This window comes from Sphingomonas sp., from assembly GCF_019746015.1.
Taxonomy (GTDB): Bacteria; Pseudomonadota; Alphaproteobacteria; order Sphingomonadales; family Sphingomonadaceae; genus Sphingomonas.
In genome coordinates this window covers 61522-81789 of sequence record NZ_JAIESM010000009.1, presented here as the reverse complement: position 1 = coordinate 81789, position 20268 = coordinate 61522, and the positions used below count along the sequence as shown (strand labels likewise).

The window sequence follows — 20268 nt, the reverse complement described above, 5'->3', positions numbered from 1 at the left end:
CCCCATTTCGATCGGCCCGGCTAGTCCCTCTCGCCAGAGCCAACCTCCCCGAACCAGGCCAATTGCCTTTGTTCAGTGAAGTGGACGCTAGGTCGGGCGCGGCGCTTTGTCATCGCCTAAGCGCGCTTGTGCCGACGATTGCTGCAGCCATGTTGCACACCGGCAACAATCACCCTTGGTTGCCAGTCGCGCCGGGGCGCCTTAGGACGCGGGGCAAGCCCCACCCGGTTGCCCTGTTCGCGGAGTCCGCCATGTTCCTGTCGCGCTATGAGCGGATGATCGCGCGCCGCTATCTGCTTCCCGGCAAGGGCGAGGCGTTCATCTTCCTGGTCGCCGGCATCAGCCTGGCCGCGGTGATGCTGGGGGTGGCGGCGCTGGTCATCGTGATGAGCGTGATGAACGGCTTTCGCGCCGAATTGTTCGACAAGATCGTGGGCGTCAACGGCCATGCGCTGATCCAGGGCTATAATGGCCAGCTGCCCGACTGGCGCGCGCTGATGGCCGAGGCGCAGCGCACGCCGGGCGTAACCTCCGCCACGCCGCTGATCGAGCAACCGCTGATGTCCAGCGCCAGCGGCCGGGTGGAGGCAGTGCTGGTGCGCGGGCTGCGCCAGGCCGATCTGCGCGGCAACCCCACCATCCGCCAGGGGGTGCTGTCCGGCTCGCTCGAAAGCATCACGCCGGGCAGCAACCGCATCGCCATCGGCTCGCGCCTGGCGGAGGCGCTGGGCGCGCAGGTGGGCACCAGCATCGCGCTGATCAGCCCGCAGGGCCAGGTGACCCCCTTCGGTACGGTGCCGCGCATCGTTTCCTACACAGTGGGCGCGGTGTTCGAGGTGGGGGTCTATGATTATGACAAGGCCTTCGTGCTGATGCCGCTGGAAGATGCGCAGACGCTGCTGATGATGGGCGACACGGTGGGCGTGATCGAGCTGGAGACGACCAATCCCGACCGGGTCGACTCGATCCTGGCGCCGCTCGCCGGCAAGCTGGGCAGCCGCGCGGTGCTGCGTGACTGGCGCCAGCTCAACGCCCAGCTGTTCCAGGCGCTGGAGGTGGAGCGGGTGGCGATGTTCACCGTGCTGTCGATCATCATCATCGTGGCGGTGTTCAACATCCTGTCCTCGCTGATCATGCTGGTGCGGGCAAAGACGCGCGACATCGCCATCCTGCGCACGATGGGCGCCACGCGTGGCGGCCTGATGCGCGTGTTCATGACGGTGGGCACCACCATCGGCGCGCTGGGCATGGTGGCGGGGCTGGCGCTGGGCTTCGTGTTCCTGTTCTTCCGGCAGGATGTGGTGAACTTCATCCAGCTGGTGACCGGCCAGAATCTGTGGGACCCGCAGATCCGCTTCCTGACCGAGCTGCCGTCCAAGCCCAATCCGGTGGAAGTGGTGGCGATTGCGGTGATGGCGCTGCTGTTCAGCTTCCTCGCCACGCTCTACCCCGCGTTCAAGGCGGCCAATACCGATCCGGTGCAGGTGCTGCGCTATGAGTGAGGCAAACGAAGCGGTGCACGGCCGCCCCGCCGCTGCCGGGTCCGACGGCGTGGCGCCGGTGCTGGGGACGACGGGGCTGACGCGCAGCTTCACCCAGGGCGACGTGACGATCGAGGTGCTGCGCGGGGTCGACCTGGCCATTGCGCCAGGCGAGATTGTCGGGCTGCTCGGACCGTCAGGCTCGGGCAAGTCGACGCTGCTGCAGGCAGTCGGGCTGCTGGAGGGCGGCTTTGGCGGGTCCATCCGCATTGCCGGGGTGGAGGCGGCACAGCTCGACAGCCATGGCCGCACGATGATGCGCCGCGACCGGCTGGGCTTTGTCTATCAGTTCCACCATCTGCTCCCCGATTTCAGCGCGGAGGAAAATGTCATCCTGCCGCAGCTGATCCATGGCAGCGACGAGGGCGCCGCGCGCGAGCGGGCGCGCAGCCTGCTCGGCTCGCTGGGGCTGGGGCACCGGCTGACCCACCGGCCCAGCCAGCTTTCCGGCGGCGAGCAGCAGCGCGTGGCCGTGGCCCGCGCGCTCGCCAACCGGCCGGCGCTGGTGCTGGCCGACGAGCCGACCGGCAATCTGGACGAGGGCACGGCGGACATCGTGCTGGCCGAGCTGCTCCGGCTGGTGCGTGAACAGGGCAGCGCCGCGCTGATCGCGACGCATAACGAGCGGCTGGCCGCCCGGATGGACCGGGTGGTGCGGCTGCACGACGGGAGGCTAGAAACAACCTAGTTGACAGTTAGTCAGTCATGTTGCATATCGTTGCTGGCGGCGGGAAATGATTCGCGTCGCGACAAGGAGACTCAACATGGAACGCGAGAAAATGGAGCAGATCGTCAGTGGCAAGCTCACCATTTCAGACAAGATCAGAGCCCTGCATCAGGCTGGTGCCAGCCGGGCAGAAATCGCCAGGTTTTTAGAGCGACGTTACCAGCACGTCCGCAACGTGCTGATTGAGGATGAGCGCCGGGCCGGCGGGCGCGCAAGCGATGGGCCTGCACAAATCGGAACGGTTTGGGAACAGCCGAGCGAGATGGTTGTGGAAGATAGTCAGACAGTTACTAAGCATCGCTTTTTCCTGCGGCCCGACTTTGCTGTCGAAATTGCCTTGCCAACCGACCTCACCGCAAGGGAAGCCCAGCGGCTGGCGCAGTTTATCGGATCGGTACCATTATGATTAAGGATTGCTGGACCGAAACGCCGACGCTTACCGGGCGTCATGTCACGCTGCGCCCGCTGCGGGTGGAGGATGCGCCGGCGCTGGGGCGCGCGGCCGCCGATGGTGGGCTGACCGCGCTGTTCTTTGCCAATGTCGCCACCTTTGCCGATCCGCCGGCGGCGGTTGCGGCGATGCTGAAGGAGCGTGATTATGGCCGCGCCATGCCGTTTACGGTCGAAACCCCGGCGGGCGAGATTGTCGGCTGCACCCGGCTGATGCGGATGAGCGCGCCGCACAAGCGGCTGGAGATCGGCGGCACTTTCTATGCCCGCTCGGTCCAGCGCAGCGGCATCAACACCGAGGCCAAGCTGCTGCTGCTGGCGCATGCGTTCGAGGTGATGGGCTGCAACGTCGTGCAGCTGCGCACCGACTGGTTCAACCGCCGCAGCCAGGCCGCGATCGAGCGGCTGGGCGCCAAGCGCGACGGGGTGCTGCGCAGCCACCAGATCATGCCCGATGGACGGGTGCGCGACATGGTGGTTTATTCGATCATCGCCAGCGAATGGCCGGGAGTGCAGCAGAATCTGCGCCACCTGCTCGCGCGATATGATTGAGGGGGACAAGGATGGCGGCGATCACCGATTTCACGGTCAAGGGCAGCGGCGGCCAGCCCGTTGATCTGTCCGCCTATGCGGGTCAGGTGCTGCTGATCGTCAACACCGCCTCCAAATGCGGCTTCACCCCGCAATATGAAGGGCTTGAGGCGCTGTACCGCAAGTTCAAGGATCGCGGCTTTGCGGTGCTGGCCTTCCCCTGCAACCAGTTCGGCGCGCAGGAGCCGGGGGATGCGGCGGAAATCGCCAATTTCTGCACAGTCACTTACGACGTGACCTTCCCGCTGTTTGCGAAGATCGACGTCAACGGCGCCGGTGCCGACCCGCTGTTCGAGCGGCTGAAGAACGACGCGCCCGGGCTGATGGGAACGCGCGGCATCAAGTGGAACTTCACCAAATTCCTGGTCGGGCGCGACGGCAAGACGATCCGCCGCTATGGCCCGCAGACGACGCCCGCCACGATTGAGGCGGACATAGAGGCGCTGCTCTGACGATGGCCGGCGAGCCTGAATCGCTGAGCAGCGCGGAACCCCTTCAGGCGCATCTTGAGCGCCATGCCTATGACCGGCTGCTGATGCTATCCGACGGGGTGTTCGCCATTGCCACGACGCTGGCGGCGATCGAGGTGAAGCTCCCCTTCGGTGCTGCGTCGCTGGGCGCATTGCTGGCTGATGGTGGCCGTCAGATCATTGCTTATGTCATCAGCTTCGCATTGTCGGCGGCGTTCTGGCTGCAGCACCGCGATCTGTTCGCCCGCGTGCGTCGGGTCGATCAGGTGCTGACGATGTTTACGCTGGCGCTGCTCTGCCTGATCGCGCTCATACCGGCGGTGGTGCACATCTTCTATGCACCGGGCGGCACGCGTGCGCCGTTTCAGGCCTATGTGCTGCTGATGTGCGGCGTCGGACTGCTGAACTGGGCGATGTGGAGCTATGCCGCGTTCCGGCCGGGGATCATGCGCGACGATGTCGATCGGCGGTTTCGCATCCGTCGCGTGGTGGCCGCCGCCTCCATGCCGCTTATCCTCGCGCCGGCGACCGTCATTCCCATCGAAAATGTGGGGCCGTTCATTCTGGCGGTCGCCTTGCCCTTCGTGGTTTTTGCGCGGGTCGTGCTGCCCCGCTGGCTTTCCCGAATCGGTTGAGGTGCCCATAGTGGCGCCATGCCCCATTCCGGTTTCGTGCCCCTTCGCATCTTTTCGTCGTTCACGATGCTCGACGGAGCAATCGAGCCCAAGGCGATTGCCAAGCAGGCGCAGGCGCTGGGCTTTCCGGCGGCCGCAATCACCGATCGCAACGGGCTTTATGGCGCGATGGCCTATTCGGATGCGGCGCGCGGGGCCGGGGTGCAGCCGATCATCGGCACGATGCTGGCGGTCGCGCGGCCCGATCAACCGGAGGGGGCGGCGGTCATCGACTGGCTGGCGCTCTATGCCCAGGATGAGCGCGGCTATCTGAACCTGTGCCATCTGGTCTCCGCCGCGCATCTTGATCGCCCGGCGGAGCAGGCGCCGCATGTGCCGCTGTCGGCGCTTGCCGGCCGCTGCGACGGCCTGATTGCGCTCACCGCCGGGGGCGAGGGCGGCATCGCCCGGCTGCTGGCGGAGGATCAGCCGGAGCGGGCGCTGCGTTATGTCGAGGCGCTGGAGCGCCTGTTCCCCGACCGGCTCTATGTCGAACTCGCGCGGCGGAACGATCCGGTCGAGACCCGCGCCGAAGCCGCGCTCATCGATCTTGCCTATGATCGCGGCCTGCCGCTGGTCGCCACCAACCCGAGCTGCTTTGCCGAGCAGGATTTCAGTGCTGCGCATGACGCCATGCTGTGCATCGCGCACGCGACCTATATCGAAAGCGACGAGCGGCCGCGCACTTCGCCCGATGCGTGGATCAAGCCCGCCGAGACGATGCGCGCGCTGTTCGCCGATCTGCCCGAGGCGATCGACAACAGCCTGGTCATCGCGCAGCGCTGTGCGGTGGCAGCGCCGGCGCGCAAGCCCATTCTGCCCAGCCTTGCCGGCGACCGGGAGGGGGAGGCCGCCCTGCTGCGTGACCGCGCGCGCGACGGGCTGGAAAAGCGCCTGGCCCGCATCGCCGTGCTCGAAGGGCGCGACTGGCCCGTGGCGGCCGGTGAGGAGGACTGGAGCGCGCCCTATCGCACCCGGCTGGACTATGAGCTGGACGTCATCATCTCGATGGGCTTTCCCGGCTATTTCCTGATCGTTGCCGATTTCATCCAATGGGCAAAGGAACAGGATATTCCGGTGGGGCCGGGGCGCGGTTCCGGGGCGGGATCGGTCGTTGCCTGGGCGCTGACCATCACCGATCTCGACCCGATGAAGCTGGGGCTGCTGTTCGAGCGGTTTTTGAACCCCGAGCGCGTGTCGATGCCCGACTTCGACATCGACTTCTGCGAAACCCGGCGCGAGGAAGTGATCCGCTATGTGCAGGGCAAATATGGCGCCGACCATGTTGCCCAGATCATCACCTTCGGCCGGCTGAAGGCGCGCGCGGTGCTGAAGGATACCGGCCGCGTGCTGCAGATGAGCTATGGCCAGGTCGACCGGCTGGCCAAGCTGGTGCCCAACCACCCGACCGACCCGTGGACGCTGGAACGCGCGCTGAACGGGGTGAGCGAGCTGGCGGCCGAATATCGCGCCGATCCCGGCGTGCGCCACCTGCTCGATCTCGCCCGCCAGCTGGAAGGGTTGCCGCGCCACAGCTCCACCCATGCCGCCGGCGTGGTGATCGGCGACCGGCCGCTCGCCCAGCTCATTCCGCTCTACCGCGATCCGCGGTCGGACATGCCGGTCACCCAGTTCGACATGAAATATGTCGAAGGGGCGGGGCTGGTTAAGTTCGACTTTCTGGGGCTGAAGACGCTGTCGGTGCTTAAAAAGGCGGTCGACATGCTCGCCGCGCGCGGCATTGCGGTCGATCTCGATGCGCTCGGCTGGGATGACGAGGAGGTTTACCGCCTGCTCCAGCGTGGGGACACGGTGGGGGTGTTCCAGCTCGAATCCGAAGGGATGCGGCGCACGCTCTCTGCCGTGCGGCCGTCGAACTTCGGCGACATCATCGCGCTCGTCTCGCTCTACCGCCCGGGGCCGATGGACAATATCCCGAGCTTTGGCCGCCGCAAGAACGGCACCGAGCCGATCGACTATCCGCACCCGCTGCTGGAACCCATCCTCGCCGAAACCTATGGCATTTTCGTCTATCAGGAACAGGTGATGCAGGCCGCGCAGGTGCTCGCTGGCTACAGCCTGGGCGGCGCCGACATGCTGCGACGCGCGATGGGCAAGAAGATCAAGGCGGAGATGGACGCCCAGCGCGCGATTTTCGTGAAGGGCTGTGCCGACGTGAACGGCATTCCGGCGCCCAAGGCCAACGAGCTGTTCGACTTGATCGACAAGTTCGCCGGCTATGGCTTCAACAAGTCGCACGCCGCCGCCTATGCCCTGCTCGCCTATCAGACGGCGTGGCTGAAGGCGCATTACCCGCATGAATTCTTTGCCGCTTCAATGTGTTTCGACATGGCGCTGACCGACAAGCTCGCCGTGTTCGTCGATGACATGCGCCGGCTGGGCGTGGCCATCCTGCCGCCGGACATCAACCGCTCTGCGGCCGAATTCACGGTCGAGGTGACCGATGACGGGCTGGCGGTGCGCTATGCGCTCGCCGCGCTCAAATCGGTGGGCGAGGGGGCAATGGAGCGGCTGGTCGCCGAGCGGGAGAGCGGCGGCGCCTTTGCCTCGCTCGACGCGCTGGCGACCCGGGTCGATCCGCGCCTGCTCAACAAGCGGCAGCTGGAAACGCTGGCCGCCGCCGGCGCGTTTGACGCCATCGAGCCCAACCGGGCAGGCGTGTTCGCGGTGGCGGAAACGCTGCTGGCGGTGGCAGGCCGCGTGCAGGACCAGCGCCAGAGCGGGCAGGGGGGGCTGTTCGGCAGCGCCGAAGTGGCGGGCGAGACGATCAAGCTGCCGCTGTCGGCGCGCTGGACCATGGCCGACCGGATGGAGCAGGAAAAGGAAGCGTTCGGCTTCTATTTTTCCGCGCACCCGGTGGACCGGTTCAAGATGTTCACCGGCGGCGCCACGCTGTTTGCGCGGCTGGGCGAAATCCACATTCCGCCCGAGGGGCGGGCGACCACGACGATGGCGGTGCTGGTGGGCGAAGCGCGCTGGCGCACCTCGGCCAAGGGGCGGCGCTATCTGATGGCGACGCTGTCGGACCCGAGCGGGCAGTTCGCCGCCACCTGCTTCGACGATGGCACCGCCGCCACGCTGGAGGAGGCCGCGCGCACCGGTGGCTGCGGCCTGGCGACGGTGGAACTAGACCGGCGCAATGATGACGAGGCGCCCCGGGTGACGGTGAAGCGGCTGCAGCCGTTCGACGGGATGGCAAGCGAGACGCGCATGCTGCTCGACATCACCATCGACGCGGCAGAGGGCGTGGCGGCGGCGGCATCGCTGCTGGCGCAGGCGCGCGGCGGGCGGGGCGAGGTGCGGCTGGCCGCCGCCATTCCCGGCGGCACGGCGACGCTGGTGCTGGGCCGCGATTTCCTGCTCGACGCAGAGCTTGCGGGGCGCATTGAGAAATTGCAAGCTGTGCGCGATGTGGTGCTGGCGCCCGCCCCGGCGGGCCGCCTGGCACTCGCGCAATAATCGCCAGGGCAGAACGCCCGGCGCCATTTATTGGAGAGGATGACGATGCTGGGCGGGATGCAGGATTTCGAACTTCGGGTGCCAAGGCTGCTCGACCATGCCGAGCGTGAACATGCCGCGCGCGAGGTGGTGACGCACTGGGCCGATGGCCGCGAAACGCGCACCAACTGGGCCGGCATTGCCCGCGACGCCCGCCGGCTGGCCCAGGCGCTGGAAAAACTGGGGATGAAGCCCGGCGACCGCATCGCCACGCTCGCCATGAACCATGGCCACCACCTGATCGCCTGGTATGGCGCCATCGGCATGGGCGGGGTGATCCACACCATCAACCCGCGCCTGTTCGACGAGCAGCTGGTCTATATCGCCAATCACGCCGAGGACCGGGTGCTGTTCTATGACAAGCTGTTCCAGCCGATCATCGACCGGCTCAAGTCGCAATGGACGACGATCGAGCATTATGTCTGCTTCGACGATGGCAGCTTCGACGCGCTGATCGCGGCGCAGGACGGCAATTATCGCTGGGCCGAAGGGCCGGAGCGGGCGCCGTGCATGCTGTGCTATACCAGCGGCACCACCGGCAACCCGAAGGGCGTGCTGTACGAGCATCGCTCCACGGTGATCCACGCGATGTGCGAAGTCTCGCCCATGGTGTTCGAACTGTCGAGCCGGGCCAGCTGCCTGCCGATCGTGCCGATGTTCCATGCCGCGGCCTGGGGCCTGCCGTTCGCGGCGCCGATGGCGGGTTCGAAAATGGTCTATGCCCAGGTCAACGATCCGGCCGTGCTGTGCCGGCTGATGAACCAGGAACGCGTCACCCATTCAGCCGGTGTGCCGACGGTGTGGCTCGGCATGTTCCAATATATGGATGCCGGCGGGGAGCCGCCGCGCCACCTGAAGCTGGTCACCATCGGCGGCTCGGCGGCACCGCGCGCGATGATCGAGCGGATCATGGGCATGGGCGTGGAGGTGAAGCATCTGTGGGGGATGACCGAAACCTCGCCCATCGGCACCGCCGGCTCGCCGCCGCCGGACTGGGACGAGATGTCGCTGGAACAAAAGCTCGACCGGGTGACCAAGCAGGGGCAGATCCCGTTCGGCGTCGAGCTGCGCGTGGTCACCGATGACGGCGCCGAGCAGCCGCGCGACGGCACCTCGTCCGGCCGGCTGCAGATTCGCGGGCCGTGGGTGGTGAAGCGCTATTTCAAGGCGGCGGCGGATGGGATCGACGCCGATGGCTGGTTCGATACCGGCGACGTCGCCGTCATCCACCCCGATGGCACGATGCAGATCACCGACCGCGCCAAGGATGTGATCAAATCGGGCGGCGAGTGGATTTCCTCGGTCGAGCTGGAAAATGCCGCCGTCGGCTGCGCGGGCGTTGCCGAGGCGGCGGCAATCGGCGTCTATCACCCCAAATGGGATGAGCGGCCGCTGCTGCTGGTGGTGAAGAAGCCGGGCGCCGAGCCGACCCCGGCCGAGATCACCGCGCATCTCGCCCAGCATGTCGCCAAATGGTGGCTGCCCGACGAAATCCTGTTCGTCGATGCGCTGCCCCACACCGCGACGGGCAAGATATTGAAGACCGAACTGCGCGAGCAATATCGGGATTATCGCCTGGCGACAGCGGCTTAGGGCTGGTTGCGGCCGGAATAGGATTTCCGTCGCCCCGGCCCCCGAGCCGGGGCTTGGCTTCTTCCTTGGTTGTCGCAAGGCAGCCTGGCCCCGGCTCAAGGCCGGGGCGACGGATCGGTTTGATCCCGAACCACGATAGAACCTAGCCCGTTCAATTCCGAATCCCACGACTGCGCTCAGGACGAACGGGGGCAAAGAGCCGTCCGGCTACAGAAACAGGTTGAGGTTGAGCGAGAGGAAGCCGGTATCGGCGTCGCTCGTGCGGTTGGGGGCGGTGCGCAGGAACCGCCCCTTGGCGATCCACGTGCCTTCAACGTCGAGCCGCAGGTTCTTGGGCACCAGCCACAGCCGCACCCGGCCATCCACCATCCAACCCGCATCGCGGCCCGAGGCGCCGGTCGCATCGACCACGCCGCTTGAGGCAAAACCGTCCGTCGCGGAGGCGAGCCACATCTTCTTGATCTCGACAAAGCCGTCCAGCCACTTGGCCGGCTGCAGCTCGATGCGGGGGCCGATGTCGATCAGGTTGGAGCGGAGTATCGCACTCATCAACCCTGCCGGCGCGAAGTCGCCGCGCCGCTGGCCGAACAGCGAATCGAAGCGGCCATAGCTTGCGCTGCCGGCACGGTTGCCGCTGGCATAATCCGCCTCCACCGACACGCGGCCGTGCCAGCGGCCCGCGAAGCTGTAACCCACCCGGCCATGGACGAACCACGATTCCACCGGCAGCCGCGCGGGCGTCGGCGCGAAGCTGGGGGCAATGCTGCCGGTCTGGCGGATGACCTCGGTTTCGAAATCGACCATGCCGGCGGCGGGCGGCGCGACCAGCCGCAACTCGATGTTCGACAGATGCCGGTCGCGGGTGATCTGGATGGGGCTGTCGCGCTCTTCAAAGCGCAGGAATGTCGCTTCCGCGCCGGTGCGCCCCAGCAGGCGGTGGCGGAACAGCCGCCCGCCCCACATCCGCGTTTCGAACCCCTGTTCGTCGAACACGATGCGGTTGGCGCGGATGCCGGCCGGGTCCTCCGGCAGGCGGTGGTTGGGCAGCACGTAGAAAAAGGTGCCTTCCAGATCGAACGGGGCGATCAGGTCGAGCTTGATGCCGGTATGGCTGGTGAGCGTGTTGCGATAATCGTCACGCGCCAGCAGCCGGCGCGAGGCGAAGTCGAGCGTCATCCGGCCCAGGCTGACCCGGCCGTGCCATTTGCCCTTCGCGCCAAAATCATAGGCGACCCAGGCCTGCAGCGGCTCCAGCGCATTGACTTCGTTGGTGCTGATCGCGGTGGGCGTGGGCACGGCAAAGGCGCGGCTGTCGATCAGCTCGGCGCCGATGGTGAAATGCCGGGTGCGATAGGTGGCGAGCAGCAGCGCGCGCGTCTGCGTCGATTCCTCGCTCGCCGGGAGGTTGGCGCGCGTCTGGCCGGTGATCGATTCGTGGCGCAGGCGGATGGCGAGCGACAGATCGAATTTTTCGGGTGGCGCCGGGGCCATCTGGCCCAGTGCCGGCGCGGACCAGGCCAGGGCGGCAATGATGATCAGCGCCCGCATGATCCCGGCCCCCGCTGGCGCGCCGCATGGTGCCGCTGCCTACGAGCGCCATGTGGCCGTAATTTGTGACTTTTTTGTTGCAGCTGTTCAGAACAGCTCGCCCTGCGGCCCGGCGGGCGGGCGGAACAGATCGGTTCGAAGCGTAATCCGCGCATTGCCCAGCCCCAGCTTGCGGCAGGCAATGCCAAAGCGCGTGCGCAGCAGCCCGGCCCAGGCGCCGCTACCGCGCATCCGGCTGAAGAAGTCGGGGTCATTGTCCCGCCCGTCGCGCAGCGACTGGATGATCGCCATCACCTTGCCCGCGCGATCAGGAAAATGCTCGGCCAGCCACGCCTTGAACAGCGGCGCCACCTCCCAAGGCAGCCGCACCGGCAGGTAGAAGGCGCCGCGCGCTCCCGCCCCGGCCGCCGCCGACAGGATCGCCTCCAGCTCATGGTCGGTGATCGCCGGGATGACGGGCGCGATGGAGACATAGGTTGGCACGCCCGCCTCGGCAAGCGCGCGCACCGCCGCCAACCGACGCTGCGGCGTCGGCGCGCGCGGCTCCAGCGTCATCGCAGTTTTCGCGTCGAGCGTGGTGATGGACAGCGCAACCGCCGCCAGGCCGTCCGCCGCCATCGGTGCGATCAGGTCCAGATCACGCAGCACCCGGTCGGATTTGGTGGTGATGGTGAAGGGGTGGCGGCAGGCGGCCAGCACCTCCAGCACCGCGCGCGTAATCCGCCAGTCGCGCTCGATCGGCTGATAGGGGTCGGTATTGGTGCCCAGCGCAATCGGGGCGCAGGCATAGCCGCGCTTGCCAAGCTCAGCGCGCAGCAGCGTGGCGGCATCGGGCTTCGCGAACAGCTTCGATTCAAAATCCAGCCCCGGCGACAGGTCGTGGAACGCATGGCTGGGCCGCGCGAAACAATAGATGCAGCCATGTTCGCAGCCGCGATAGGGATTGATCGAGCGGTCGAACGGAATGTCCGGCGACTGGTTGCGGGTGATGATGGTGCGCGGATGCTCCACCGTCACGCTGGTGCGCAGGCGGGGCGGGGCGCCGTCCACCGCCTCGCGCGCGTCGAGCCAGTCGCCATCGGCCGCGCGTGCGGGCAGGTTGAAGCGGCTGCTGAGCGGGTTCTCGGTCGCGCCGCGCACGGGCCGGGGGCGTTGTGCCATGCCGGACAGCATAGCAGGCTTTGGACAACAAAAAACAGCAATACGGGGCTGGGCGAATCAATCTGTGCTGGTTAACAGGCTATCGTTTTTAGGAACCAATTGTCGGGGGGTGCCAATGTTGAGAGTAATGATCGCTATTGCACTGATGTTTGCAAGCCTATGTGCGCCGATGCGCGCCGATGCTGCAGATCCAGTTCTGCTCGACCTTTCTAATGCCGAATTGGTGGCTGCCGCGTTGCGCGATGCGGGCTACAAGGCCGAGATAAAGACTTATCCGAACGGTGAAAAATACATTGATAGCGCTGTGAATGGCCAGGGTTTCTCGGTTAATTTGGACAACTGCGAAGCGGGCAAGTGCGTTGCGTTGCAGTTTACCAGTTGGTGGAAGGCGGAGCCGCTGTTCACCCCCGCACTGGCCAACGAATGGAATCATAATCGACGTTTCCTGCGGGTTTCGCTCGACAAGCAAGGCAATCTCGTCGAGTGGCTGGATTTCAGCGTGGCGGGCAAGCTGACCAAGGAAAATTTCGCCGACGTGATCGACTGGTATGCGGCGATGGATGCCGAACTGAACAAGTTCCTGGAAGAAAAGCGCAACGCGGCGAAGACCGGCGGCGCCAAGAAATAGCGCTCGGGCGGCCGGTGGGCCCAAAAAACACCGTTCGTGTCGAGCCCGTCGAGACACGGGGTGCTGGCGCAGCGCGCGCCACGGCGTCCCTCGACTGCGCTCGGGACGAACGGATTTTGAGGCGGCGGGTCCGGCTTTACCGCTCGGTCAGGCGCGGCATCAGCTCGACGAAGTTGCAGGGGCGGTGGCGGCTGTCGAGCTGGTCGCGCAGAATGCCGTCCCACCCGTCCTTCACCGCGCCGGTCGAGCCGGGTAGCGCGAACAGATAGGTGCCGCGCGCCACACCCGCACAGGCGCGGGACTGGACCGTCGAAGTGCCGATGCTCTGATAGCTCAGCCAGCGGAACAGCTCGCCAAAGCCGGGAATCATCTTTTCGGCGACCTGTTCCAGCGCTTCGGGCGTCACGTCGCGCCCGGTAACGCCGGTGCCACCGGTGGAGATGACGCAGTCGATGGCCGGGTCGTCGATCCAGCCGGTGAGGCGCCGGGTGATGGCGGCGACGTCATCCTTCTCGATCGCGCGGTCGGCCAGCTGGTGCCCCGCCTCGGTCAGCCGCGCGACCAGCGTGTCGCCGGAACGGTCGTCCGCCGGCCCGCGCGTGTCCGACACGGTGAGCACGGCAATGCGGACGGGAATGAAGGTCAGCGCCGGGTCAATCGGCACTGGCGGTCTCGACCGGGCGCTTGCTGTCGGTCATCCGCACGGCCGCGGCGCCGCCCATGCCCGGAAAACGCGGCCACAGCCCCTGCGCGAGCGCGGCACGGCTGGGGGAGGCGGTGCGGCCGCTTGCGCGCTCATAAATCCAGTAATTGCGCAGCACCGTCACCACATAGCCGCGCGTTTCCCAATAGGGGATGCTCTCGATATAGAGCAGCGGGTCGCCACCGTCGTGCACCTGCGCGTTCCATGCCTCCACCGGCGTCGGCCCGGCATTATAGGCGGCAATCACCTTGGGCAGCAGGCCGCCAGTCTCGGGCCGGTCACGCAGCAGCTCCAGATAGCTCTGGCCGATCTCGATATTGGTCTGCGGCCGGGTGAGCGCGGCGCGATCGGTGCGGATGCCGCGCCCGCGGGCAATGTCTGCCGCTGCCGCCGGGCGCAGCTGCATCAGGCCATAGGCGCCGGCCGGGCTAACCACATCGACGCGAAACGACGATTCCTGCAGCGCATGGGCAAAGACCAGCGCCTTGTCGACGCGCCAGCCGCCATCGGGCGTCCAGCTGGGCAGGGGATAGCGGCCATCGGTGGGCGCCTGGGCACCGGCCGGGGCATTGTGCGCCAGCCAGAATTGCAGCGCCGGCCGGTCCAGCGCGCCCGCCAGCCGGACAAGCGCGGGAAATTCGGCGACATCGCCGATCCGTGCCTGATGGCGGATCAGATCGTCGGCCAGCTTTTCCTCGCCGATTTCGATGAGCGCGGCGGCGGCGCGGATATTGGCGCGCTTTGTCAGCAGCGACCAGTCGGCGGCGGCACCGCGCGCAGTCTCTGCCGACGCCACCAGCCCCAGCGACTGGCGCGCGAGCAGGCCATAGAAAGTTTCGTCATATTGCGCCGCGCTTTTCAGCTTGGTCTCGACACGTTCGGGCTTGCCGCCGGCCATGTCGGCCCGCGCCCCCCAGAAGAGCGCGGCCGAACGCAGCTCGACATCGCCGGTGCGGGCGGCGGCGCGCGAAAAGGCGGCCTCCGACTCGGCATAATCATGCGCGCGCCATGCGGCGAGCCCGGTGATCCATTCGCCCTGCACTGCCCAGTCGCCGCTGCCGGCCACGGCCTTTGCCGCCATCGCGCGCGCATTGGCGAGGTCGCCGGTCAGATAATAGATCCAGGCGACACGGCTCTGCCATTCGGTGGTCGCCTCAGGCGAGAGGCCGGGCGTCGCCTCCAGCAGCGCCTGTGCTTCGGCGGCGCGGTCTTCCTTCACCAGCGGCTGCATCCTGGCGGCGAGGTCGGCGGCGATCACGTCGCTGCGCACCGCCTGCGCGCGGCGGCGCACGGGCGCGCCGCGCTGCCAGGAAAGCGCGCGGACATAGGGCAGCTCGGGCACAGTCTCGGCGCCGCGCGCGCGGGCCAGCCGGGCAATCTGTTCGGCCTGGGGCAGCTCCGGCGCATCGGCGAGCAATTTGGCCAGGTCTTCGGCGGTGGCGCGCGGCGAGCCCTTGCCGGCCAGAATCTCGGCCAGCGCCACGCTGTGCAGCGGCCCGCGCTCCATGCTGGCCAGCTGCAGCCGCGCTTCCACCCATTTGCCTGCGCGGATGCTGGCGAAGATGCCGGCATAGGCGGTGCGCTGGTCAGTGGTCAGGATGCCGGCGGATGCCTCGCGCTGGGCGGCGGCGCTGGTGCTGCGGGCCTCGCCATCGCGGGCGAGGGCGGCGGCGGGCACCAGGCCGGCGACTGCCGCGATTGCCAGCAATGCCTTCATGCCCAGCCTCCGTTCAGCAATTGCAGGTCCTTCCACGCCTCCGCCTTGGCGGCGGGCCGCTCCAGCAGGAAGCGCGGCGAAAAGGTCACAACTGCCTGCGGGGCCACCGTCATTTCTCCGCCGATATGGTTAATGGCGCGTAAAGTCCCGCGCGCCTGAAGGGCGTCCATCCCCAGCAGGGCACGGCTCGCCGCATTGCCCATCACCAGCAGCCGGCGCGGGGCGACCAGCGCGACATGGTGGCGCAGCAGCGTGGCAAAGCGCGGGTCGGCGGACGCGGGCATCCGCCCTGACGCCGGCGCCACCGCCGCCATGCTGGCGAGATACAGATCGGCGCGGGTGCGGCCGATTGCCGCCATCATCCGGTCGAACAGCTGGCCCGCCGCGCCGCCCAGCAGCTGCTCGGCATCGTCACGCTCGGGGCAGTCGATGACGACCATCAGCGCGGCCCCCGCCATCCCCAGCGGCGCCACGCGCGCGCCGGGCCAGCCGGCCTCTGGCGCTGCGTCGCCCAGCCGCCAGGCGATGAAGGCATCGAGCGTGTCCGGCAGCATTTCGGGTAGCGCGGCCGGGGCGGCGGGGGTGGTCTGCACCCGCGCCGCCGGGGTGCGAACCGGGGCCGCCGGCGCCTCCAGCCAGTTGCGCGGCCCCTCGTCCACCAGCGTGTCGACGCCGGCCAGCCGCCACCAGTCGAGCATGCTGGCGGCCAGCGCCGGATCGATTTTCTGTTCAAGCCCCATCGGTCAGACTAGAGTCCGAGGTTGACGGCCGGGTCAATAATTGGGCACGCCCAAGCGGACAGTCAGTGGTCCCGGCGCGACGAGTGGCGGGACAGCCGAAAAAGTGATGGCGGAGAGAGTGATGAGCGAACGCGAGTCGATGCCCTATGACGTGGTGATCGTGGGGGCGGGCCCGGCGGGGCTGAGTGCGGCGATCCGGCTGAAACAGGCGGCCGCCGAAAAGGAACTCGACCTGTCGGTGTGCGTCATCGAGAAAGGTTCCGAAGTCGGCGCGCACATCCTGTCGGGCGCGGTCATCGACCCCAAGGCGCTGGACGAGCTGATCCCCGACTGGCGGACGCGCGGCTGCCCGCTGGCGGAAGTGCCGGTGAACGACAATCAGCACTGGGTGCTGGGCGCGCGTTCGAAGATCGAGATGCCGCACATCCTGTTGCCGCCGTTCATGAACAACCACGGCACCTATACCGGCAGCCTGGGCAGCCTGTGCCGGTGGCTGGCGGGCGAGGCGGAAAACCTGGGCGTGGAAATCTTCCCCGGCTTTGCGGCAGCCGAAATCCTGTATGACGATGCCGGCGGCGTTCGCGGCGTTGCCACCGGCGACATGGGCGTGGCGCGCGACGGCACGCGCAAGGGCGATTATCAGCCGGGCCTCGAACTGCACGCCAAATACACCTTCTTTGCCGAAGGGGCGCGTGGCCACCTGACCAAGCAGCTGGCGGCAAAGTTCAATCTGCGCGCGAACAGCGACCCCCAAGTCTATGGAATCGGGATCAAGGAACTGTGGGATATCGACCCCGCGCTGCACGCGCCGGGGCGGGTGATCCACACCCAGGGCTGGCCGCTCAGCGAAACCGGGTCGAACGGCGGCGGCTTTCTCTATCACCAGGCCAATGGCCAGGTCGCGCTCGGCTTCGTCACCTGGCTCAACTACACCAATCCGCATGTCTCACCGTTTCAGGAAATGCAGCGGTGGAAGACGCACCCGGCCATTGCCGCCATCCTGAAGGGCGGCAAGCGCGTCTCCTATGGCGCGCGCGCGATCAACGATGGCGGCTGGCAATCGGTGCCCAGGCTGGTGTTCCCGGGCGGCGCGCTTATCGGCTGTTCGGCCGGCTTCCTGAACGTGCCGCGCATCAAGGGCACCCACACCGCGATGAAGAGCGCGATGATGGCCGCCGAGGCCGCCGTCGATGCCATCGCCGCACAGCGCGCCGGCGACGAGCTGCACGATTATGTGACCGCCTATCAGAACAGCTGGGTGGAAAAGGAGCTGCGGCTGGTGCGCAACGTCGTGCCGCTGGTGAAGCGCTTCGGCGATTTCCTGGGCACCGCACTGGCCGGCGTCAACATGTGGCTGGAATATCTGGGCGTGCGCCTGCCCTTCACCATGCACCACCACCCAGACCATGAAGGGCTGTGGCGGCAGGATCTGGTCAAGAAGCCGGATTATCCCAAGCCCGATGGCGTGCTGACCTTCGACCGGCTGTCGTCCGTCTTCCTCTCCAACACCAATCATGAGGAGGACCAGCCGGTTCATCTGCAGCTGAAGGACCCGGCGATCCCGGTCTCCTATGACCTGCCGATGTTCGATGAGCCGGCGCAGCGTTACTGCCCGGCCGGCGTGTACGAGATTGTCGGGCAGGACACCGGCGAGCCGCGCTTCGTTATCAACGCGCAGAACTGCGTCCACTGCAAGACGTGCGACATCAAAGACCCGACGCAGAACATCAACTGGGTGGTGCCGGAGGGTGGCGGTGGCCCCAATTACCCGAACATGTAGCCACCTCGCGCTCGCGCTGATCGCAACCACGCTGGCGACGCCGGCGCTGGCCGATGGACCGCGCGATCTGGCCGCCTATGTCCGCGCGCGCGCCGCCGATGCGGACGGGGCGGATGCGGCGGCGGCGGCCGGCTATGCACAGGCGCTCGCCAGCCAGCCGGACAGCGCCGTGATCGCCATTCGCGCCTATCGCGCCGCGCTGGAAGCGGGGGACGAGACACTGGCGCTGCGGGCCGCAGCAGTGCTGGAAAAGGCAGGCGTCGCGCCGGCCGACACTGCCCTGATCGCGCTGGCTGCCGCGGCGCGCCGGGGTGACCGGGTGGCGGCGCAGGCGGCGCTCACCCGGATGACCGCCGGGCCGCTGGGCTTTCTAGTCGCGCCGCTGCGTGCGTGGATTACCTATGAGAGTGATCCCGAAGGTGCCTCGGCCGCGCTGATGAAGACGCCGGGCGATGGCCTTGGCCGCCGCTATGCGCTGGAGGCGGCGGCACTGATCGACATCGCGCGCGGGCGCAGCGAGGCGGGGCTCGCCGTGCTGCGCGCGCAATCGCCGGGGGGGCAGGGGTTCGACCTGCGCCTGGCGGCGGCGCGGCTGCTGGTGGCGCAGGGCAAGCGTACGGCGGCCGATGAACTGGTCGGCAGCGATGTTGCCGGGGCCGGCTCGGACGCAGCGCCGGCAAAGCTGGGCCTGTCCTTTGGCCTCGCACGGTTGATGGCGCGGCTGGCGGAGGATCTGGAGGCGGCACGCGCCGGGCCGCTGGGCGTGGTGGTGGCGCGCGCCGCGCTGATGGTGGAGCCGGGCAACGATCCCGCGCGGCTGCTGCTGGCGCAGACGCTGGGCGCGCAAGGGGCGTTCGCGCCGGCGCTCGCCGCGCTCGACCGGGTGGCAGGTGACGGCCCCTATGCGGCCGAGGCACGCGCGCGGCGGATCGACCTGCTCGACGATGCCGGGCGGCTGGACGAGGCACTGGCGATTGCCATGGCCGCCGCCGGCGGGGCACAGGGCGATGCCGAGGATGCGCAGCGGCTGGGCGATCTGCTCGCCAAGGCCGGGCGCGAGGGCGAGGCGGCCGATGCCTATGCCCGGGCAATCACCCGCGCCGGCCGCGCGGCGAGCTGGGCGCTTTATCTGCAACAGGGCGGCGCGCTGGAACGCGCCGGGCGCTGGCGCGAGGCGGAGCCGCTGCTCGAACGCGCGGTGGAACTGGCGCCCGATCAGCCGATTGCGCTCAACTATCTGGGCTATGCCCGGCTGGAACATGGCGGCGACATGCGCGCGGCGCGGGCGATGCTGGAACGCGCGGTGGCACTGAAGCCGGACAGCCCCTCGATCCTCGATTCGCTGGCCTGGGCCTATTTTCTGGGTGGGGACGCGGCGCGCGCGCTGCCGCTGATGGAACGCGCGGCAATGGCTTCGCCCGACAATGCGATCATCAACGAGCATCTGGGCGATGTCTACTGGTCGCTCGGCCGCCGGTTCGAGGCGCGCTATGCATGGCAGGCGGCCGCCATCGTGGCCGAGGGCCGCGATTCCACCCGGATCGCCGCCAAGCTGGACGGCGGCCCGGGCGCCAACTGATGCTGACCGAAACCGCCCCGGCCAAGATCAACCTGGCGCTGCACGTCCGCCGCCGCCGCGCCGATGGCTATCACGATCTGGAAACGCTGTTCGCGTTTCTGGAGGATGGCGACCGCGTTTCGGTGGCGCCCGCCCCTGCCAACGGCTTTGCGATGACCGGGCCGTTCGCCGCGCTGCTGGCGGGCGATGACAATCTCGTCACCCGCGCGCGCGACGCGTTCGAGGCGGTATTCGCCACCGGGCAGGGCTGGGCGATCACGCTCGACAAGCATCTGCCGGTGGCGAGCGGCATTGGCGGCGGATCGGCCGACGCAGCGGCGACGCTGCGCGCGCTTGCCCGGCTGAGCGGGGTGGCGGTGGACGACCCGCGCCTGTTTGCGATTGCCGAGAGGCTGGGCGCGGATGTGCCCGCCTGCCTGCTCGGCCGCACCGCGATCGGCACCGGCAAGGGCGAGCAGCTGGTGCCGATTGCGGGTGTTACGGCCGTGCCGGTGCTGCTGGTCAATCCGGGCGTCGCGGTATCGACGGCGGCGGTGTTCAAGGCTTGGGACGGGGTGGATCGCGGGCCGCTGGCGCAGGGCGACGCGCTCGCCGCCGCCCGGGCCGGGCGCAACGATCTGGAGCCGCCCGCGCGCGCGCTGGCGCCCGGCATCGACGATGTGCTGGCCGCCCTTGCCGCGCTGCCCGGGGTGGTGCTGGCGCGGATGTCGGGCTCCGGCGCCACCTGTTTCGCGCTGTTCGACAGCGTTGCCGCGCGCCGGGCGGGCGCCGCCAGCATCCGGGCGGCGCAGCCGGGCTGGTGGTGTCTCGAATCGGCACTGGCGTGACAGTTTGCCGTCCCGCGCCG

At 67.9% G+C, this 20268-nt stretch carries 17 protein-coding genes; 12 read left to right on the top strand and 5 right to left on the bottom strand.

The annotated features are described in order from the left end of the window. Positions 1-251: 251 nt before the first annotated feature. The 8 genes from K2Y03_RS01980 (at position 252) to K2Y03_RS01945 (ending at position 9565) form a co-directional block, all read left to right on the top strand. The gene (locus K2Y03_RS01980) at positions 252-1502 is read left to right on the top strand and encodes a lipoprotein-releasing ABC transporter permease subunit (RefSeq protein ID WP_294087802.1); all 1251 of its coding nucleotides are present in this window, start codon (positions 252-254) and stop codon (positions 1500-1502) included. Then, on the top strand, positions 1495-2229 hold the full coding sequence (locus K2Y03_RS01975; RefSeq protein WP_294087801.1) for an ABC transporter ATP-binding protein: 735 nt from the start codon (positions 1495-1497) through the stop codon (positions 2227-2229). Before K2Y03_RS01980 ends, K2Y03_RS01975 begins: the two co-directional genes overlap by 8 nt. Positions 2230-2305: 76 nt before the next feature. Next, a complete protein-coding gene (locus K2Y03_RS01970; protein WP_294087800.1) occupies positions 2306-2674 on the top strand; it encodes a hypothetical protein in 369 nt (122 codons plus the stop codon). Continuing rightward, on the top strand, positions 2671-3270 hold the full coding sequence (locus K2Y03_RS01965; RefSeq protein ID WP_294087799.1) for a GNAT family protein: 600 nt from the start codon (positions 2671-2673) through the stop codon (positions 3268-3270). The genes K2Y03_RS01970 and K2Y03_RS01965 overlap by 4 nt, the downstream gene beginning before the upstream one ends. An 11-nt stretch (positions 3271-3281) precedes the next feature. Then, a complete protein-coding gene (locus K2Y03_RS01960; RefSeq protein WP_294087798.1) occupies positions 3282-3761 on the top strand; it encodes a glutathione peroxidase in 480 nt (159 codons plus the stop codon). A gap of 2 nt (positions 3762-3763) precedes the next feature. Further along, a complete protein-coding gene (locus tag K2Y03_RS01955; protein ID WP_294087797.1) occupies positions 3764-4414 on the top strand; it encodes a TMEM175 family protein in 651 nt (216 codons plus the stop codon). An 18-nt stretch (positions 4415-4432) separates the two neighbouring features. Then, the gene (gene dnaE / locus K2Y03_RS01950; RefSeq protein ID WP_294087796.1) at positions 4433-7933 is read left to right on the top strand and encodes a DNA polymerase III subunit alpha; all 3501 of its coding nucleotides are present in this window, start codon (positions 4433-4435) and stop codon (positions 7931-7933) included. Between the two features lie 45 nt (positions 7934-7978). After that, complete coding sequence (locus K2Y03_RS01945; protein WP_294087871.1) at positions 7979-9565, top strand: long-chain fatty acid--CoA ligase; 1587 nt, start codon at positions 7979-7981, stop codon at positions 9563-9565. Positions 9566-9772: 207 nt separating this feature from the next. Here the strand turns inward: K2Y03_RS01945 and K2Y03_RS01940 are convergent, their stop codons facing one another. Continuing rightward, positions 9773-11113: an alginate export family protein gene (locus K2Y03_RS01940; RefSeq protein WP_294087795.1), complete on the bottom strand. Its 1341-nt coding sequence runs from the start codon at positions 11111-11113 to the stop codon at positions 9773-9775. Positions 11114-11200: 87 nt separating this feature from the next. Beyond that, complete coding sequence (locus K2Y03_RS01935; RefSeq protein ID WP_294087794.1) at positions 11201-12274, bottom strand: PA0069 family radical SAM protein; 1074 nt, start codon at positions 12272-12274, stop codon at positions 11201-11203. A gap of 127 nt (positions 12275-12401) precedes the next feature. Between K2Y03_RS01935 and K2Y03_RS01930 the strand changes: the two genes are divergently transcribed. Continuing rightward, positions 12402-12902 carry a YbjN domain-containing protein gene (locus tag K2Y03_RS01930; protein WP_294087793.1) on the top strand — a complete coding sequence of 167 codons (501 nt, stop codon included), beginning with the start codon at positions 12402-12404 and terminating at the stop codon, positions 12900-12902. 136 nt (positions 12903-13038) lie between these two features. On the opposite strand, the gene moaB is transcribed toward K2Y03_RS01930, so the two are convergent. Genes moaB through K2Y03_RS01915 form a run of 3 tightly spaced genes read right to left on the bottom strand, consistent with a single transcriptional unit; the run spans position 13039 to position 16062 of the window. Then, on the bottom strand, positions 13039-13566 hold the full coding sequence (gene moaB, locus K2Y03_RS01925; RefSeq protein WP_294087792.1) for a molybdenum cofactor biosynthesis protein B: 528 nt from the start codon (positions 13564-13566) through the stop codon (positions 13039-13041). After that, entirely contained in the window at positions 13556-15322 is a 1767-nt protein-coding gene (locus tag K2Y03_RS01920) for a lytic transglycosylase domain-containing protein (RefSeq protein WP_294087791.1), read from the bottom strand. Before K2Y03_RS01920 ends, moaB begins: the two co-directional genes overlap by 11 nt. Next, on the bottom strand, positions 15319-16062 hold the full coding sequence (locus K2Y03_RS01915) for a uracil-DNA glycosylase family protein (protein ID WP_294087790.1): 744 nt from the start codon (positions 16060-16062) through the stop codon (positions 15319-15321). Before K2Y03_RS01915 ends, K2Y03_RS01920 begins: the two co-directional genes overlap by 4 nt. Positions 16063-16183: 121 nt before the next feature. On the opposite strand from K2Y03_RS01915, the gene K2Y03_RS01910 reads away from it, so the two are divergent. Genes K2Y03_RS01910 through K2Y03_RS01900 form a run of 3 tightly spaced genes read left to right on the top strand, consistent with a single transcriptional unit; the run spans position 16184 to position 20248 of the window. Beyond that, entirely contained in the window at positions 16184-17842 is a 1659-nt protein-coding gene (locus K2Y03_RS01910; RefSeq protein WP_294087789.1) for an electron transfer flavoprotein-ubiquinone oxidoreductase, read from the top strand. Continuing rightward, positions 17817-19421: a tetratricopeptide repeat protein gene (locus K2Y03_RS01905; RefSeq protein WP_294087788.1), complete on the top strand. Its 1605-nt coding sequence runs from the start codon at positions 17817-17819 to the stop codon at positions 19419-19421. The genes K2Y03_RS01910 and K2Y03_RS01905 overlap by 26 nt, the downstream gene beginning before the upstream one ends. Then, on the top strand, positions 19421-20248 hold the full coding sequence (locus K2Y03_RS01900; RefSeq protein ID WP_294087787.1) for a 4-(cytidine 5'-diphospho)-2-C-methyl-D-erythritol kinase: 828 nt from the start codon (positions 19421-19423) through the stop codon (positions 20246-20248). Before K2Y03_RS01905 ends, K2Y03_RS01900 begins: the two co-directional genes overlap by 1 nt. The last annotated feature ends 20 nt before the right edge of the window (positions 20249-20268 follow it).

Coding starts and splice junctions, on each gene's coding strand:
- K2Y03_RS01955 (WP_294087797.1), top strand. CDS start 3,764: ATGGCCGGCGAGCCTGAATCGCTGAGCAGCGCGGAACCCCTTCAGGCG.
- K2Y03_RS01980 (WP_294087802.1), top strand. CDS start 252: ATGTTCCTGTCGCGCTATGAGCGGATGATCGCGCGCCGCTATCTGCTT.
- K2Y03_RS01935 (WP_294087794.1), bottom strand. CDS start 12,274: ATGGCACAACGCCCCCGGCCCGTGCGCGGCGCGACCGAGAACCCGCTC.
- K2Y03_RS01970 (WP_294087800.1), top strand. CDS start 2,306: ATGGAACGCGAGAAAATGGAGCAGATCGTCAGTGGCAAGCTCACCATT.
- K2Y03_RS01945 (WP_294087871.1), top strand. CDS start 7,979: ATGCTGGGCGGGATGCAGGATTTCGAACTTCGGGTGCCAAGGCTGCTC.
- K2Y03_RS01975 (WP_294087801.1), top strand. CDS start 1,495: ATGAGTGAGGCAAACGAAGCGGTGCACGGCCGCCCCGCCGCTGCCGGG.
- K2Y03_RS01900 (WP_294087787.1), top strand. CDS start 19,421: ATGCTGACCGAAACCGCCCCGGCCAAGATCAACCTGGCGCTGCACGTC.
- K2Y03_RS01965 (WP_294087799.1), top strand. CDS start 2,671: ATGATTAAGGATTGCTGGACCGAAACGCCGACGCTTACCGGGCGTCAT.
- K2Y03_RS01930 (WP_294087793.1), top strand. CDS start 12,402: ATGATCGCTATTGCACTGATGTTTGCAAGCCTATGTGCGCCGATGCGC.
- K2Y03_RS01915 (WP_294087790.1), bottom strand. CDS start 16,062: ATGGGGCTTGAACAGAAAATCGATCCGGCGCTGGCCGCCAGCATGCTC.
- K2Y03_RS01910 (WP_294087789.1), top strand. CDS start 16,184: ATGAGCGAACGCGAGTCGATGCCCTATGACGTGGTGATCGTGGGGGCG.
- K2Y03_RS01920 (WP_294087791.1), bottom strand. CDS start 15,322: ATGAAGGCATTGCTGGCAATCGCGGCAGTCGCCGGCCTGGTGCCCGCC.
- K2Y03_RS01940 (WP_294087795.1), bottom strand. CDS start 11,113: ATGCGGGCGCTGATCATCATTGCCGCCCTGGCCTGGTCCGCGCCGGCA.
- K2Y03_RS01960 (WP_294087798.1), top strand. CDS start 3,282: ATGGCGGCGATCACCGATTTCACGGTCAAGGGCAGCGGCGGCCAGCCC.
- dnaE (WP_294087796.1), top strand. CDS start 4,433: ATGCCCCATTCCGGTTTCGTGCCCCTTCGCATCTTTTCGTCGTTCACG.